12 protein-coding genes and 1 pseudogene are annotated in these 13,910 nt (G+C 70.5%); 2 read left to right on the top strand and 11 right to left on the bottom strand.

All coding sequences use genetic code 11. The features are described 5' to 3' along the window. Positions 1 to 6: 6 nt before the first annotated feature. Positions 7 to 852, top strand: coding sequence for a metal ABC transporter ATP-binding protein (locus ACWEMY_RS14040; protein ID WP_452390340.1), 846 nt, complete (start codon positions 7 to 9; stop codon positions 850 to 852). Further along, positions 852 to 1,718: a metal ABC transporter permease gene (locus ACWEMY_RS14035; protein ID WP_452390339.1), complete on the top strand. Its 867-nt coding sequence runs from the start codon at positions 852 to 854 to the stop codon at positions 1,716 to 1,718. The genes ACWEMY_RS14040 and ACWEMY_RS14035 overlap by 1 nt, the downstream gene beginning before the upstream one ends. 25 nt (positions 1,719 to 1,743) lie before the next feature. Here ACWEMY_RS14035 and ACWEMY_RS14030 read toward each other — a convergent pair whose 3' ends face one another. The 11 genes and pseudogenes from ACWEMY_RS14030 to ACWEMY_RS13980 all read right to left on the bottom strand — a co-directional run bounded on the left by ACWEMY_RS14030 (position 1,744) and on the right by ACWEMY_RS13980 (position 13,582). Next, entirely contained in the window at positions 1,744 to 2,748 is a 1,005-nt protein-coding gene (locus tag ACWEMY_RS14030) for an Rpn family recombination-promoting nuclease/putative transposase (RefSeq protein WP_452390338.1), read from the bottom strand. Positions 2,749 to 2,875: 127 nt separating this feature from the next. After that, positions 2,876 to 4,339, bottom strand: a complete 1,464-nt coding sequence (locus ACWEMY_RS14025; protein WP_452390337.1) for an MFS transporter — start codon at positions 4,337 to 4,339, stop codon at positions 2,876 to 2,878. Between the two features lie 19 nt (positions 4,340 to 4,358). Then, positions 4,359 to 5,288 (bottom strand): 3-oxoacyl-ACP synthase III family protein, encoded by a 930-nt coding sequence (locus ACWEMY_RS14020; RefSeq protein WP_452390336.1) that lies wholly within the window; start codon positions 5,286 to 5,288, stop codon positions 4,359 to 4,361. Next, positions 5,285 to 5,446, bottom strand: coding sequence for a hypothetical protein (locus ACWEMY_RS14015; RefSeq protein WP_452390335.1), 162 nt, complete (start codon positions 5,444 to 5,446; stop codon positions 5,285 to 5,287). The genes ACWEMY_RS14020 and ACWEMY_RS14015 overlap by 4 nt, the downstream gene beginning before the upstream one ends. 15 nt (positions 5,447 to 5,461) lie before the next feature. Further along, complete coding sequence (locus tag ACWEMY_RS14010) at positions 5,462 to 5,971, bottom strand: nitroreductase/quinone reductase family protein (protein ID WP_452390391.1); 510 nt, start codon at positions 5,969 to 5,971, stop codon at positions 5,462 to 5,464. 105 nt (positions 5,972 to 6,076) lie between these two features. Beyond that, positions 6,077 to 6,430 (bottom strand): annotated as a pseudogene (locus ACWEMY_RS14005) (SRPBCC family protein); the annotation flags it as partial. 33 nt (positions 6,431 to 6,463) lie between these two features. Further along, positions 6,464 to 7,474 carry a glucose-6-phosphate dehydrogenase (coenzyme-F420) gene (fgd, locus tag ACWEMY_RS14000; protein ID WP_452390334.1) on the bottom strand — a complete coding sequence of 337 codons (1,011 nt, stop codon included), beginning with the start codon at positions 7,472 to 7,474 and terminating at the stop codon, positions 6,464 to 6,466. A gap of 31 nt (positions 7,475 to 7,505) precedes the next feature. Beyond that, complete coding sequence (locus ACWEMY_RS13995; RefSeq protein WP_452390333.1) at positions 7,506 to 9,011, bottom strand: prenyltransferase/squalene oxidase repeat-containing protein; 1,506 nt, start codon at positions 9,009 to 9,011, stop codon at positions 7,506 to 7,508. 24 nt (positions 9,012 to 9,035) lie between these two features. Further along, the gene (locus tag ACWEMY_RS13990) at positions 9,036 to 10,103 is read right to left on the bottom strand and encodes a polyprenyl synthetase family protein (protein ID WP_452390332.1); all 1,068 of its coding nucleotides are present in this window, start codon (positions 10,101 to 10,103) and stop codon (positions 9,036 to 9,038) included. A 96-nt stretch (positions 10,104 to 10,199) separates the two neighbouring features. Continuing rightward, on the bottom strand, positions 10,200 to 12,464 hold the full coding sequence (locus ACWEMY_RS13985; protein WP_452390331.1) for an ATP-binding protein: 2,265 nt from the start codon (positions 12,462 to 12,464) through the stop codon (positions 10,200 to 10,202). Next, positions 12,461 to 13,582: a 3-deoxy-7-phosphoheptulonate synthase gene (locus tag ACWEMY_RS13980; protein WP_452390330.1), complete on the bottom strand. Its 1,122-nt coding sequence runs from the start codon at positions 13,580 to 13,582 to the stop codon at positions 12,461 to 12,463. Before ACWEMY_RS13980 ends, ACWEMY_RS13985 begins: the two co-directional genes overlap by 4 nt. Between the last annotated feature and the right edge of the window lie 328 nt (positions 13,583 to 13,910).

Genomic DNA, 13,910 nt, shown 5'->3' with positions numbered 1-13,910 from the left:
GCGCCGATGACCGAGGGAGCAGCCCTGCCCGAGACCACCGTCGCGCCCGCCGTCACCGCCGAGGCGGCCATCCGGCTGCGCGCGGCGACGCTGTCCTTCGGTGACCGGACGCTGTGGCGCGACCTCGATCTCACCGTCGCCCCGGGCGAGTTCATCGCGGTGCTCGGGCCCAACGGGTCCGGCAAGACCTCGCTGCTGCGGGTATTGCTGGGCAGTCTCGGGCTGAGTTCCGGTGACGCGCAGGTCGCGGGCAGGCAGGCCGGGCTCGGTAATCCGGGCATCGGGTACGTGCCGCAGCAGAAGACGATCGACGCCGGGGTGCAGTTGCGCGGGGTCGACCTGGTCGGGCTCGGCGTCGACGGGCATCGCTGGGGACTGGGCTGGCGGACCCGCCGCGAGCGGGACCGCAAGGTGGCGGCGGCGGTCGCCGCGGTCGGCGCGCAGGCGTTCGCGCACGCACCGCTGGAGAGCATGTCCGGTGGCGAGCAGCAGCGGCTGCGGGTGGCGCAGGCGCTGGTCGGTGACCCGTCGGTGCTGCTGTGCGACGAGCCGCTGCTGAGCCTGGACCTGGCCAACCAGCGGCTGGTCGCCGAACTGGTCGACAAGCGCAGGCGCGAGCACGACACCGCGGTGCTGTTCGTGACCCACGAGATCAATCCGATCCTGCCGCTGGTCGACCGGGTGCTGTACCTGGTCGACGGCGAGTTCCGGATCGGCACGCCCGCGGAGGTGATGACCTCGGCCACGCTCTCGGAGCTCTACCGCACCGAGGTCGAGGTGCTGCGGGTGCGCGACCGGCTGGTGGTCGTCGGCACCGGTGACGACATGGACGCGCTGGGCGGGACCGCCTGATGGACAAACTCACCAAGGTGCTCGAGCAGATGTTCGACTTCGGCACCACCGCCGACCTGCTCACCTACGACTTCGTGCAGCAGGCGCTGCTGGCCTCGGCGCTGCTCGGGCTGCTGGCCGGGCTGATCGGGCCGCTGATCGTGGCCAGGCAGATGTCGTTCGCGGTGCACGGCACCAGCGAGCTCTCGCTGACCGGCGCGTCGGCGGCGCTGCTGGTCGGGGTGGGTGTCGGGTTCGGTGCCATCGCCGGTTCGGTGGTGGCGGCAGTCTTGTTCGGCTGGCTGGGTTCGCGTGCGCGGGAACGCGATTCGGTGATCGCGGTGGTGCTCTCGTTCGGGCTGGGCCTGTCGGTGCTGTTCCTGTGGCTGGCGCCCGACCGGGCCGGATCGAAGTTCTCGCTGCTCACCGGGCAGGTGGCCAGTGTCGGCTACGACGGGCTGGCCCTGCTGCTCACCTGCACCGCCGCCGTGCTGGCCGTGCTCGCGGTGGTCTACCGCCCGCTGCTGTTCGCCAGCGCCGATCCGGAAGTGGCCATCGCCCGCGGTGTCCCGGTGCGCGCCCTGTCGGTGGTCTTCGCCGTCCTGCTCGGCATCACCGCCGCCTTCGGCGTCCAGATCGTCGGCGCCCTGCTGGTCCTGGCCCTGCTCATCACCCCCGCCGCGGCCGCCGCCCAGCTCACCTCGAGCCCCCTGCGAGCCACCGTCCTCGCCGTCGTCTTCGCCGAGGTCTCCGCCGTCGGCGGCCTGCTGCTGTCCCTGGCCCCGGGCGTCCCCGTCTCCACCTTCGTCACGGCGATCTCGTTCACGATCTATCTGGTGTGCCGGGTGGTGGGCCACCGATCGCGCGCCCTGACGACCGCCCGCTGAGACCGCGATCGGCGAAGCGCCAAGGTCAGCTGAGAACCTCGTCGACGGTGCTCGCCGTCAGAACTCGACCGATCCACCGATCCAGCTCGGCCGCCGTCGCCGCCTCCACCCGCACAGCGACCGACTCCGCGACATCATCGAACTTCAGACTCAGCAGCTGAAGTAACGCCTGACGCTTCCCGATCACCTCGCCCCTTGCCTCGCCGCGAGCCTCGCCGAGGGCCGCACCGCGAGCCATGAACTTTTCAAGAGTCGTCACAACAGCCTCCCTCACCCGAGGTTCCAACCGGTCCAGCAACGGATCGAACTTCTCCGGCTCGACATCACTGACACCACCAATGTACGTCATGACCGCGGTCAGATCACCACGGCCATTCGGGCGGGTGAACATTGCCGATAGGTCGTCTACCAGCGAGTACAAGTGCTCGACGACGTCCTCGCGACTCGCCACCTGCAACGCGTACAACGTCACCAACGCCGCTGGCGTCAACGATCGCTTCCTCAGCTCGGTCAGGTCGACAGCACCGACATCGTCAATGATGTACCGAACACGCGGAACCAGCTCTCCCAGCGATTCACGGACCTCCGCCGAGATCTCGAACAACTCCGAAAGATCCGTCGGAGCCCTCCACTTCCGCCCTTTCGGATGTGCGTGCACCACCAACGGGATGATCATCGGCAATGTCCCGGACTCCGGGTGGTCTCGGGCGTACCGGGTCCAGATGTTCACCATGTACTCGGTCAGCCGCAACGCCATCAGTTTGTCGGGGCGGCTCTGATGCTCGATCAGGCAGTAGATGAATGCCGTCTGCCCTTCGACTCGCGCCGAAAACAGTAGATCGCCGTAGCGCGGTCGTAGGTGCGTCGAGACGTACCCCGAGGGCAGCAATGTCAAAGTCGACCAGTCGACCTGCGCGACGAACGACTCCGGCAGTTGAGAGCACAACTCCGACGCGGCGTTTTCCGGGCAGGAGAAGACGTGGCGGCACACCGCGTCATGAGGAGCACTCCATTCATCCGCTATAGCCATAACGGATGAATACCATATCGGTGTGACTGCTGTTGTGGGCCATTGGATCTCGGGCAGAAACCAGGCCCGAAGCGGGGCTGATGCTGCGCTTCGGGCCTGGTTGCGGGGTGCTGCGGCGGGGGTCGGGTCAGGCGGGGATCTTCTCGAGTTGGGTTGTCGGGGTGGGGGATTCGCCTCGGGTGTTGACGGTGCGGAGGGCGGTGAGGACGCCGGCGAGGGCTATGCAGGCGGCTACCAGGAGGGCCTGGCGGAAGCCTGCGGTGGTGGCGTCGAGGGGGGCGGTTCCTGCGGCTAGTTCGGTGGTGGTGTGGGAGATGGAGACCGCGGTGAGGATGGCTACGCCGAGGGCTACGCCGATCTGGGCGGAGGTGTTGATGAGGGCGGCGGCCAGGCCGGCCTTGGCGGGTGGGACGCCCGCGTTGGCGGCGGCGGTGTTGGCGACGAAGACCGCGGCGGCACCCGCGGCGGTCACCATCAGGCCGGGGAGCAGGTCGGACAGGTAGGCACCGTCGGTGGGGATGCGCGACAGCAGCAGGATGCCGAGGCCGGTGACGGCGGCACCGGTGACGGTGACGGGCTTGGTGCCGGTGATCGGGACGATCTTGGAGGCGATGCCGGACACCACGATCACGGTGAGGCTGAAGGGGATGTAGGCGCAGCCCGCCTTGATCTCGCCGTAGCCGAGCACGGTCTGCGCGTAGAGGGTGATGAAGAAGAACAGCGACATCATGCCCGCCGCGACGAACAGGTGGGTGAGGTTGGCGGCGGCCAGCCCGCGGATGCGGAAGATCGACAGCGGCACCAGCGGGTTGTCGATCTTGGCCTCGTTGATCACGAACGCGACCAGCATCGCCACGGCCAGGCCGAGCTGCCACAGCGTGCGGGTGCTGCCCCAGCCGTGCTCGGGTGCCTGCACCAGGCCGTAGACCAGCAGCATCAGGCCGCCGGTGGCCAGTGCGGTGCCGAGGAAGTCGAAGCCCTTGCGGGTCTCGTCGCCCCGGTCGGCGGGGATCACCGCGGGCAGGGCGATCAGCAGCAGCAGGCAGACGGGGCTGTTGATGTAGAACACCCAGCGCCAGCCGAACTGTTCGGTGATCACCCCACCGAGCACCAGGCCCGCGGCCGCGCCGAGACCGGAGACACCACCCCAGACGCCGAGCGCGGTGCTGCGGTCGGTGCCCTCGCGGAAACTCGTGGTGAGGATCGACAGGGCGGCGGGCAGCATGAGCGCCGCGCCGATGCCCTGGGCGAACCGGGCGCCGACCAGCAGTTCGGCATTGCTCGCCAGACCGCCCGCGGCCGAGGAGATCCCGATGATGACCAGGCCGGTCATCAGCACCCGGCGCCGGCCCAGCAGATCGGCGAGGCGACCGCCGAGCAGCATCAGGCCGCCGTAGGTGAGCAGATACCCGGTGGTCACCCACTGCAGGGTCGAGACCGACAGGCCCAGCTCGCGCTGGATCGCGGGCAGTGCCAGGTTGACGATCGAACTGTCGACGAAGTCGAGGAACGCGCCCGCGCACAGCAGCGCGAGCGTGAACTTCCCGCGCCGGGTCGCCAGGAACGACGGTGTCTCTGTAGCGATACTCACTAGCTTCTCTCTTTCCCTGTCACCACTCGAGCAGCGTGAGCCCGACCGACATACCCCCGCCGAAGCCGGCGAGCAGGACTTTGTCCCCCGGGTGCAGAAGTCCTGTGCGGCAAGCGCTGTCGAGGGTGATCGGTATCGATGCCGCGCCGGTGTTGCCGAGCTCGGTGACTGTCGTGTGCGCCGTTGCCTTCGACAGCCCGAGTTCGGTCACCAGCTGGGCCACCAGGTTTCCGTTGGCCTGGTGCGGAATCAGATGGGTGATCTCCTCCGGTGCGACCGCCGCGTCGTGCAGGAACTGCTTGACGATCAGCGGCAACCGGGTGGTGACGAACTCGCGGACACCGCGGCCGTCCATGGTGAAATAGCCTCCGGCAGGCACCCCGATCATCGAGGTGAGCTCGCCGAAGGTGTGCAGGGCCGATCGCTGGATGCCACCGGCCGCCGCCGGGCCGACGACCACCGCGCCCGCACCGTCCCCGAACAGGATGACCGTGCGCCGGTCGGCCGGATCGAGGATGCGCGAATAGATGTCGGCCCCGATGACCAGGCCGTAGCCGCCGTCTCTGGCGACCGCGGCCTCCACCGTGGACAGCGCGAACACGAAACCCGAGCACACCGCGTTCACGTCGAAGGCCGAGGCGTGATGCGCGCCCAGGTTGTGCTGCACGAACGCCGCGGTGGGCGGCTGCTGCTGATCGGGCGTGGAGGTGGCGACCACGATGGTGGTCAGGTCGGTCGCGGCGATGCCCGCCGCGGCCAGGGCGGCGGCGCCGGCGCGGGTGGCCAGATCGGAGGTGGCGAGGCCGGGTTCGGCCCAGCGGCGGGCGCGGATCGCGGTCTTGCCGCGAATCCACGCGTCGTCGACTCCGGCGGCGGCGCCTGCCTCCTGATTGGTGACCACCCGATCCGGCACCGACGCGCCGGTGCCGAGCACCGCGATCCGGTTCATTTCGTCTCCCTGGTGGGCGCGGCGCTCGAGTACTCCGCGGTGACACAGCCGCAGTAGCAGCCTTCGTCGTCGGTGGTGTCCGTGGGCGCCAGATGTTCGGCCGGCGCGACGGAGACCAGCTGGTTGTGCAGGATGCGCACAAGCTGTTCGTCGGTCATGATTCGTCCCGGTGCTCAGCCCACGGAGTCCGCGGTCGAGAGTTCGGCGACGGGCGCGGGAGCGGCGGGCCGCTCACAGATGACGACGGGGATATCGCGGTCGGTGCGGGTCTGGTAGACCGCGAAACCGTGGAACGCCTTGACGATGCGCGGCCACAGCTCGGCCTTCTCCTCGGCGTTCGCGGTGCGCGCCACCCACGGCTCGGTGACGCCGTCGATGGTCAGTTCCACCTCCGGCGTGGCGACCAGGTTGCGGTACCACTCGGGATCGCGGTCGTCGCCTTCCTTGGAGGCCACCAGGATCACCCGGTCGGGTTCCATCACCGGCACCCACAGCACCGCCGTGCGCCGGGCGCCGGACTTGCGGCCGATCACGTGCAGTTCGATGGCGGCCATGCCGTACTGGCGGTTGCCCCACTTGCCGCCGCTGACCTTCAGGATGAAGTGGTGGGTGTTGCGCACACCCTTGAGGAACTGGTCGAACAGGTAGTCGCGCGGCTTGGCGAAGGGGCCCTGCCGGGTGATCTGCCTGGCCTTGCGCGGGGAGGTCAGCGCGACGTCGGCGGTCTTGAACACACTGCGCATGCCCGCCGCGATGGCCGGGAAACCGAAAGCGCGGGTGGCGAAGTCGGCGCCGATCGGGGTGACGGCCTCGACCTCGGAGGTCCACACGATGTGGGTGCCGCCGCGCACCTCGGAGAAGGTCATCTCGGCGCCGTTGTGCTTGATCTGCGGGACGCCCTCCTCGATGACCCAGGCGAAGCGGTAGGGCGCCTCGTTGGCGGTGACGCGTTCTGTGTAGCTGCCGAACAGCCAGGTCATCTTGCGGATGGCGCCCTCGCCGTAGGGGGTGTCGGCGGCGGGCTCGAGCAGTTCGCTGCCCAGCACCGCGAAGGAGGCGGTGAAGTTCGCGGAATCGGTGAGCCAGGCGTAGACCTTCTCGATCGGCGCGGCGATGGTGTATTCGAGCCTCAGTGTCTGCATCGGAAATCCTGTCGTTACGGGTGGATCGTGGAGCTAGCCGAGCGCGCGCAGGCGCGGGGCGAGGTCGCGGGCGAACAGCTCGTGGAAACGGGCCTGGTCGTGGCCGGGAGCGTGGAAGACCAGGTGGCGCATGCCCGCCGCGAGGTACGGCTCGATCGCGGCGACGACCTCGTCGGGGTCGGTGCCGACGATCCAGCGCTTGGCGATCTGCTCGATCGGCAGCGCGTCGGCGGCGGCCTCCATCTCGATGGGATCGGAGATGCTGTGCTTCTGCTCGGGCGTCAGCGACAGCGGCGCCCAGAACCGCGTGTTCTCCAGGGCGAGTTCGGCATCGGTCTCGTAGGACAGCTTGATCTCGATCATGGTGTCGACCGACTCGACCGAGCGGCCTGCCTTCTGCGCGCCCTCGGTGACGGCGGGCATCAGCTTCTCGGTGTAGAGGTCCATGCCCTTGCCGGAGGTGCAGATGAAGCCGTCACCGACCCGGCCGGCATAGCGCGCGACCAGCGGACCACCCGCGGCGATGTAGATCGGGATGCCCTCGGCGGGCACGTCGTAGATCGAGGCACCGACGGTGCGGTAGTACTGGCCCTCGAAGTCGACGCGCTTGCCGGTCCACAGCTCGCGCATGAGCTCGATGGACTCGCGCAGCCTGCCGTAGCGCTCCTTGAATTCCGGCCACTCGCCGGTGAATCCGGTGGCGATCTCGTTGAGCGCCTCGCCACTGCCGACACCGAGCATGACGCGGCCCGGGTAGAGGCAGCCGAAGGTGGCGAACGCCTGCGCGATGACCGCCGGGTTGTAGCGGAAGGTGGGGGTGAGCACCGAGGTGCCGATCTGGATGCGCCGCGTGCGCTCGCCGACGGCGGCCAGCCAGGCCAGCGAGAACGGGGCGTGGCCGCCGTTGTAGCGCCAGGGCTGGAAGTGGTCGCTGATCATCGCGCTGTCGAAGCCGTGCTCCTCGGCCGAGACCGAGAGTTCCACCAGCTCACGCGGGCCGAACTGCTCGGCCGACGCCTTGTATCCCAGACGAAGTTCGGGCACTGTCTTGTCCTCCATGGTCGATGTGGCGGGTTCAGGCGCGGCGGTAGCGGGCCATCAGCCCGAAGACGGTCACCGCGTGGCTCTCCAGCGGGACGTAGCTCAGCAGCGGGCGCGGGCCGAGCAGCTCCGGCGGGCCCGGCCAGGTGCCGTCGGCGCGCTGGGTGGTGTCGAGGTAGCGCACCGCGCGGTCGAGGGCGGCCTCGTCGCCGAGTCCGGTGTGCACCAGCAGACCCAGGGCCGCGCCGGTTGCGCTGGCGCAGCTGCTCTCCCCCGCCCGCTGGCCCCAGCCGCCGTCGGGGTTCTGCGCGGCGAGTACCTCGCGGGTCGCGGCGTGCACGGCGGGGTGGTCGTAGCCGATGGCGGCGCCGATGGTGTCGACGGTGTAGGGCCGGTTGCGGTAGACGCAGAGGAATTCCTCACCGCGCGCGAACCTTTCGGCCAGCCAGCGCCTGGTCTCCGTGGTGGCGGGGGTGTCGGCGTCCGGGAACAGGCTCAGCGCGCTGACGATGTGCGCGACGCAGTCGTCGGTCGGCACGTCCTTGGCGTAGTAGTAGGTGTTCCACAGGCTGTCGGGGCGCTGGTGCTCGCGGTAGAGGCGCAGGGAACGCTCGATCACCTCGTCGGAGGTGAGGCCGGCCAGCGCGTGCAGGGCCGCGGCGGTGCTGTCGAGGTCGGGTTGCAGCACGATGGCGTAGGGGAAACCGCCGTCCTCGTGCTGGATCGACTCCAGGTAGCGCACCGCCCGCGGCAGGCACTTCTGCTGGAACAGCGGGTGCTCGCGGGCGGCCCACACCGTGACGATGGAATCCCAGTTCTCACAGGTGATCAGGCTCCAGCCGCCGTTGCCGTGCTGCTGGGCGAGCAGGTAGTCGCGGCCGCGGGCCACCGCGTCGCCCTCGGGCTCGGCGATGCCGAGGGCCAGCACCGCCATGGCCGTGCTGATCGGCATGGTGGCGATGGAGCCGTCGGCCGCCTGCACGCTCTTGATGGTCTCGGCGGCCTCGCGCACCGCGTCGGTGGCGCCGAAGTGCCCCTCCACGATGACGCGCGCCGCCGCGATCTCCACAATCGTCCACACCCGCAGGCGATCCCGGCGCGCGGTCTCGTACCGCTCGGCCAGCTCGCTACGCAGCTCGGCCAGGCGGGCGTCGCCGTCGGCGCCCCACACCTCGGTCCACTGGCCCGCGTGCAGGGCCAGCGCCTGCAACAGCGCGGTGCGCCAGCGCAGCACCGGATTGGCCAGCTCGGGACGGTCGAGATCGAGTTCGACCGTCTTGGACAGGGCGAAGTCGCGCATGGCGTTCTCGGTCATCAACGCGATCGGATCGTGTTGCAGCGAGGTGGAATTCAGGGCCAGCCAGGTGCGGCCGCGCACCACGGCGGCGTCGGCCCTGCCTGCCACGGCCAGCGCGTAGGTGGCGAAACCGGTTTCCAGGATGCGCGGCTCCGGCGGGACGGTCCAGCTGCCGACCTCGTCCTGGGTGTCGACGAGATGGGTGACGGCGCGGTCGAGGACGCGCGCGAGGATGTCTTGCACAGCGATATTCCTTTGCGATCGTGTTCAGCGGGAGCGTTCGAGGACCGAGCGGGCCAGCACGCGCAGTTCGCCCGCGCCCGCGTCGCGGGGCTGGGCGCGGTCGAGGGCGGCCAGCGCGGCTTCGGCACAGGCGGTGGCCTCGGTGCGGGTGGTCTCGCGGCCGCCCGCCTGCTCGACGAGATCGGCGACGGTGGCGATCTCGGTGTCGGAGAACGGTTCCGGCCTGCGGTAGAGCTCGATCAGGCGGGTGCTCGCGGCGGTGCCGGACTGCATGGCCGTGACCACCGGGAAGGACTTCTTGCGCGATTGCAGGTCGGAGCCCTGCGGCTTGCCGGTGACCTCGGACGGTCCCCAGATGCCCATCAGGTCGTCGATCAGCTGGAAAGCCAGCCCGAGCTGACGGCCGAAGTCGCGGTAGTGCCGGGCGACCGCGGGATCGGCGCCTGCGGCCAGCGCGCCCAGCTCGCACGAGACACCCAGCAGCGCACCGGTTTTGCCCTCGATCATCGACAGGCACTGCGCGGGGGTGACCTCCATGCTCTGCTCGAAGGCCAGGTCGTTGGACTGGCCCGCGTAGAGCTCGAGGGTGGCGTGGGCCAGCACGGCGGTCATCGGGCCGCACTGGGCGTCGTCGGCGAGCAGGCTGTGCGCGAGGGTCAGCAGGGCGTCACCGACCAGGATCGCCTGGCCGCTGCCGAAGACGGTCCAGGCGGCGGGGCGGCCGCGGCGCCGGTGGTCACCGTCCATCACGTCGTCGTGGATGAGGGTGAAGTCGTGCAGGAGTTCGACGGCCACCGCGGCATTGAGCACGGTGGCGCGTCCGGCGGCGGCGTCACCGCCGACCGCGCGGGCCGAGGACACCGTGAAGGCGGGGCGGAACGCCTTGCCCGCCGCGTCGGTGGGCTGGCCCTTCGCGTCCCACCAGCCGATGTGATAGCCGGCCATGTGCCGCATCGAGGGGGCGAGTTCGTCGACGGCGCCGCGATGGGTGGGGGCGATCGCGCCCCGGACCGCGCCCACGATATTCGCGGCGGCCTGCCGGTTGGATTCCGCGGTGTCCACCGCACCGCCGAGGGTGATGCTGTGCGTCACAATTATTCCCCTGACAAATCTGGATCGGGTCGTGCATTGCTTCAAAAAGTAATGCCGGAAATGCGCCGCTCAAATAGCAAGGCATTGCCAGGCTTGTTATTGCGAGAATTCATTTCCGCCTTTGACGACCAGCGCGACGTGCAATCGGGACGGGCAATTCAGCTTGGCCATCACCTGGCGCAGATGATTGATCACGGTCCATTCGGCGATACCGAGGCGGCTGGCGATCATGCGATTGGTCATGCCGTCGGCGACCAGGTCGGCGATCTCGCGTTGCCGTTTGGTGAGCACGGTCAGCGGGGACGCGGGCCGGGCCGGGATGGCGGGGCCCGACAGCGCCGTGGTGACGGCGTCGGCGAGGTCGACGGGGGTGGCCGAGCGCAGCAGCTGTGGTGGGCGGGAGTGCTCGGGCTCGGCGTCGTCGGGTTGGGGCAGCGCGTAGACCTCGCGCAGCCCGCGCACCTCGTCGGCCGCGGCGGTGGCGTTGGTGTCGAACTCCTCGCCCGCCAGCCGGTAGGCGGCCGCGCAGCCGGTCAGCGCGGTGAGGGTCTCGAGCGTGTGACCCCAGCCCTCGGGCAGCCGCAGCGTGCCGCGGTAGAGCTCGAGCGCGCGGTGGGCCGCGCCCCGGGTGAGCTGGGTGCGGGCCAGCGCGTTGCCCGCCCGCAGCCATTCGGTGTCGGCGTCCAGGCGCAGGACCCGGCGGACCAGGCCCGACCACCGCTCGTCGTCCGGGTCGCCGGGCGCGAGCGCGTCCAGGTAGAGCTCGACCACCTCGCGTAGCCGGGCACCGGGGTGCACCGGGCTGCGCTGAGCGAGAGCGAAACGTTCCCTGGCCTGCACCGGGCTGTCCGCCTCGACGTGTGCCGCGCCCAGCCGGACACACGCCCGGTAGGCGCCCTCGGCGTCGCCGAGCCGGTCGTAGGCGGCGACGGCGTGCGCGTAGAGGTCCACCGCCCGGCTCGGTCTGCCCGAGCGGATCGCCCAGTCGGCCAGCAGTTCGGTGGCCTTCGGCACCGCCGGATCGGCCGACTCACCGGCCCGGTCGAGGAATCCGGTGAGCGTGTCCTCGACTGCGGCGAGCTCGCCCGAGCGCACCCACAGGTCCTCGAGCAGCCCGGCCAGCTGCACCGCGCGCACAGGCTGGTCGCGGTCGAGCAGCCGCTCGACGGTGCGATGGAATTCGCCCGCCTGTCCCACCGCGACGGCCCGCACGGCCGGGCCCCGGTCCGGGTCGGCCAGCTCGGCGGCCACCCGTAGGGCCAGTTCACAGCAGGTTTCCAGCTGCGCGCCCAGAATCCGGTCGCCGCGAGCGCGGTCGGCGGCCAGCAGGCGCAGGCAGTAGTCGCGGACCGTGGCGATCAGCTCGTAGCGGGGGCGGCCGGTGTCGGCCACCGACCGTTCCAGCAGGCTGTGGTCGAGCAGGGTGTCCACGCGGGCGCGGATGTCGTCGGACTCGGCCTCGGCCAGCGCGGCGACGGTGTCGGCGTCGACCGGGGAACTGCACAGCGCGAAGTGCAGCAGCACGTCGACGGTGCGGTCGTCGAGATCGCGCAGGCCCCAGGCGATCGCCTCGGACAGGCTGCGATGCCGGGCCGGCGCGTCGAGATAGGGCAGCGGCGCGAGCTCACCGCGCGAGCGGATCAGTTGCAGCGTGCGCGCCGAGCCGATCCGGTCGATGGTGGTGGCGGCCAGTTCCAGCGCCAGCGGCACACCGCCGAGTTCGCGCGCGATCTCGTCGAGCACCGGGCGGTTCTGCGCGGTGCGGTAGCGGCTGTCGATACCGGCCAGCAGCAGCCGCGCGGCAGGCGAGGACGCCAGACGCGAGGGGCCGGAATCGGCGCGGGTCGGCAGCGGGCGCACCGAGACCAGGTACTCCTGGCGCAGATTCAGCGAGACCCGGCTGGTGGCGACCACCAGCAGCCCCGGGCAGCGGCGCAGCAGGCGGGGCAGATCGGGGGCGATCAGCTCGGTGACGTGGTCGCAGTTGTCCAGCAGGAGAACGGCCCGGTCCGCACCGAGTTCGATGGCCAGCGGCTCGGGCGCGCTGCCCTGGCTCCCGGCCACGGCGAGCACGGCCGCCCACGCTTCGGCCCTGGTGCCCGCCTGCGCGAGATCGACGCTCAAGCAGCGCTCGGCAGGGAAGTCACCCAGGCCGAGCACCTCTTCGGCCAGCCTGCTCTTGCCGACGCCCGCGGGCCCGGTCAGCGTCAGCAGGCGGACCCCGGGGTCGGCGATCAGGCGCCGGATCTCGGCGATGTCGGTGTCGCGCCCGATCAGTGCGGGCAGGCGGAAACTGCCGATCTCGGCGTCGTTGCCGATCAGCTCCTCCCCCGCGTGCTGCCAGGTCAGCGGGGTGGTCACGGGGTGCTCCCGGCCGGGGGCCGCCGATGACCGGCCCGGCGCGCGGACACCGCGTTGGCCAGGCGTCGCAGCGCGCTCGCCGTGGTGGGCCAGTCCAGGCAGGCGTCGGTGATGGATTGCCCGTAGGTGAGCTCGCCTGCCCGGCCGAGGGTGAGGTCCTGGCGGCCGCCGACGAGGAAGCTCTCCAGCATCACCCCGACGACCGTGCGGTCACCGGCGGCGATACGGGCGGCGAGATCGTCGACGACCACGGCTTGGCGCTGGTGGTCCTTGGCGCTGTTGCCGTGGCTGGCGTCGACCACCAGCCGCGGTGGCAGGCCCGCGCGGGTCAGCCGCAGGCAGGCCCCGGCCACCGCGGCCGCGTCGTAGTTGGGTCCGCCGCTGCCACCCCGCAGGATGACGTGGCAGTCCGGATTGCCCGCGGTGTGGATGAGCGCCGAGCGCCCATCCAGGTCGATCCCGGGAAAGACGTGCTCGGCCGCGGCCGCCCGCACCCCGTCGACGGCCACCTGCACGTCCCCGTCGGTGCCGTTCTTGATCCCGACCGGCATCGACAGCGCGCTGGCCAGCTGCCGGTGCACCTGACTGGCCGCCGTGCGGGCGCCGATCGCGCCGTAGGACACCAGATCGGCCAGATACTGCGGGGTGATCGGGTCGAGGAACTCGCAGGCCACCGGCAGGCCGAGGCCGGTGATGTCGACGAGAAGGCCGCGGCCGACGCGCAGCCCGGTGTGGATGTCGAAGCTGCCGTCCAGGTGCGGGTCGTTGAGCAGCCCCTTCCAGCCAAGGCTGGTGCGCGGCTTCTCGAAGTACACCCGCATCACCACGTGCAGCCGGTCGGCCAGTTCGGCGGCGGCGCCCGCGAGCAGGCGCGCGTAGTCCATGGCGGCGGCCGGATCGTGCACCGAGCACGGGCCGACGACCACCATGAGCCGGTCGTCGGCGCCGTCGAGCACCGCGGCGGTGGCACGGCGGCCCGCCCGGACGACGGTGGCGGCGGTCTCGTCGACGGGATGGGCTCGCCGCAGTTCGGCGGGGGCGCGCAGCGGGCTGATGCTCAGCGTGCGCCGGTCGGTCAGGTCGGAATGCGCGGGCGCGGTGTCGGTGACGATACTCATTGCGAAAGCCCTTCGGCGATGGTGCGCATGCCTACTCCTTCGAGGAAAAGAATGGATCTCGCGATGCGCAGGACAGCCGGGGAAAGGCGGGAGAATGCGCACCGGCGCGAAATGGCGCGATCCGGATACGGGCACAGCGGTGCCGCCGGATCAGCGTGACACCCGGCACCATCGAGCCGCCTTCATTTCGCTATCGCCGGAAAACAGCGGAACCGGAAAAACGGCGGGGGGGGCCGGGGGGGGGGGGGGGCCCGGGGGGGGGGTGGGGGTGGGGGGGTGGGGTGTGGGTGGGGTGGTGGTGGTGGTGGAATGGGGGGGGGTTGTTTTA

The organism is Nocardia sp. NPDC004415 (assembly GCF_053602435.1).
The sequence above is the reverse complement of the archived record's forward strand: the minus strand, read 5'-3'. Positions and strand labels throughout refer to the sequence as shown.

Coding starts and splice junctions, on each gene's coding strand:
- ACWEMY_RS14040 (WP_452390340.1), top strand. CDS start 7: ATGACCGAGGGAGCAGCCCTGCCCGAGACCACCGTCGCGCCCGCCGTC.
- ACWEMY_RS14035 (WP_452390339.1), top strand. CDS start 852: ATGGACAAACTCACCAAGGTGCTCGAGCAGATGTTCGACTTCGGCACC.
- ACWEMY_RS14030 (WP_452390338.1), bottom strand. CDS start 2,748: ATGGCTATAGCGGATGAATGGAGTGCTCCTCATGACGCGGTGTGCCGC.
- ACWEMY_RS14020 (WP_452390336.1), bottom strand. CDS start 5,288: ATGAACCGGATCGCGGTGCTCGGCACCGGCGCGTCGGTGCCGGATCGG.
- ACWEMY_RS14015 (WP_452390335.1), bottom strand. CDS start 5,446: ATGACCGACGAACAGCTTGTGCGCATCCTGCACAACCAGCTGGTCTCC.
- ACWEMY_RS13980 (WP_452390330.1), bottom strand. CDS start 13,582: ATGAGTATCGTCACCGACACCGCGCCCGCGCATTCCGACCTGACCGAC.